The organism is Nonomuraea basaltis (genome assembly GCF_005893125.1).
Lineage (GTDB): Bacteria > Actinomycetota > Actinomycetes > Streptosporangiales > Streptosporangiaceae > Nonomuraea > Nonomuraea basaltis.
In genome coordinates, this window is record NZ_VCJS01000521.1 from 1 (window position 1) to 1,706 (window position 1,706).

The 1,706-nt window shown below is 69.6% G+C and carries 1 protein-coding gene; it reads left to right on the forward strand.

The window, feature by feature from the left end; translation table 11 throughout:
- The first annotated feature begins 65 nt into the window (after positions 1–65).
- Complete coding sequence (locus tag EJK15_RS69115) at positions 66–1,640, forward strand: IS1182 family transposase (RefSeq protein WP_138720894.1); 1,575 nt, start codon at positions 66–68, stop codon at positions 1,638–1,640.
- The last annotated feature ends 66 nt before the right edge of the window (positions 1,641–1,706 follow it).

Here is a 1,706-nt window from a genome sequence, read left to right on the forward strand (position 1 = left end):
CCTAGAAGATCACTGAAGATGTTGGGCTCTAGTCGTGCTGTGGACGAGGGGTCAGACTCGTCGATATGCAGGGCGAATGGAGTGGGGAACTGGTCGGCCCGGATGTGTGGCAGACCTGCCGTGAGCTGATCCCGGCGGGAAGCGTGTTCGCGTTCCTGGCCGAGCATCGCCAGGAGGTGTTTCCCGCTGCGATGTTCGCGGACATGTATCCGTCCGCGAACGGGCGGCCGAGCATGCCCCCGCAGGTGCTGGCGGCCGCGATGGTGTTGCAGACGCTGTACGGGTTGTCGGACTTCGACGCCGTCCAGGAGTTGCGGTGTGACCTGCGCTGGAAGGCAGCCTGTGGGCTGGGACTGCTGGACACGGCTTTCGATCCGTCGCTGCTGACCTACTTCCGGCGCCGGCTGGCCCGCTCCAGCCGGCCGGATCGGATCTTCGAGGCGGTCCGCGAGGTGGTCGCCGAGACCGGTGCGTTGAAGGGCAGGCAACGGCGGGCGCTGGATTCCACGGTGCTGGATGACGCGGTGGCCACCCAGGACACCGTGACTCAGCTGATCGCCGCGATCCGCCGGGTGATCCGCGAGGTGCCGGGCGCGGCGCAGGCCGCGGCCGGCTGCTGCACCGCCCACGACTACGCCGATCCGGGCAAGCCCCGCATCGCCTGGAACGACGCCCACGCCCGGGCCGTGCTGGTGGACGCCCTGGTCACCGACGCCATCCGGTTGCTGGCCGCTCTGCCGGAGCAGGCTCTGGGGGACAAAGCCGCGAACGCGGTGGGCATCTTGGCCCTGGTCGCCGGCCAAGACGTGGAACCGGCCGACGACTCCGACGGCCGTGACGGGCGCTGGCGCATCGCCCAGCGCACCGCCCCCGATCGGATGGTCTCCACCGTCGATCCCGAGTCCCGGCATGTGCACAAGACCCGCACGCACCGCCAAGACGGCTTCAAAGCCCATCTCGCCATCGAACCCGAGACCGGATTGTTCACCGCGGTCGCGTTGCGGCCCGGCTCCGGCGCCGCCCATCACGAAGGCGCCCTGGCCGGCGAACTCCTGTCTGGCGAGAGCGCTCCGGTCGAGGTCTTCGCCGACGCGGCCTACTCCGGTGGCGCCTGCCGGCAGGCGCTGACCCGGGCCGGGCACCGCGTGGTGATCAAGCCCGCACCGCTGCGGCCAGCCGTCCCCGGCGGGTTCGACCTGGACGACTTCACCATCGACACCGCCGCCGGTGTCGTCACCTGCCCGGCCGGACACACCACCTGCTTGTCCGGCAACACCGACAAGAAACGCGCCATCTTCGGCAAAGCCTGCGACGGCTGCCCGCTGCGGCAGCGGTGCACCACCGCCAAGAACGGCCGCATCGTGCAGATCCGCCCCCAGCATGACCTGCAGGCCGCCGCCCGCCGCCAGGCCGCCACCGATCCGGACTGGCAGGCCGACTACCGCCGCTGGCGACCACCGGTCGAACGCGCCGTCGCCTGGATCGTCGCCCGCGGCAACCGGCGATTACGCTACATCGGCACCATCAAGAACAACGCCTGGCTCCACACCCGCGCCGCAGCCCTCAACCTCCGAACCCTGATCAACCTCGGACTCACCCACACCGGCGGCATCTGGACACTCGACCCCAGCCCGGCCTAGACAGCCCGCGGCCGATCCACCCCCAGAAACACAGCGGTCATCACAAGATCTTCAGTGATCTTCTAG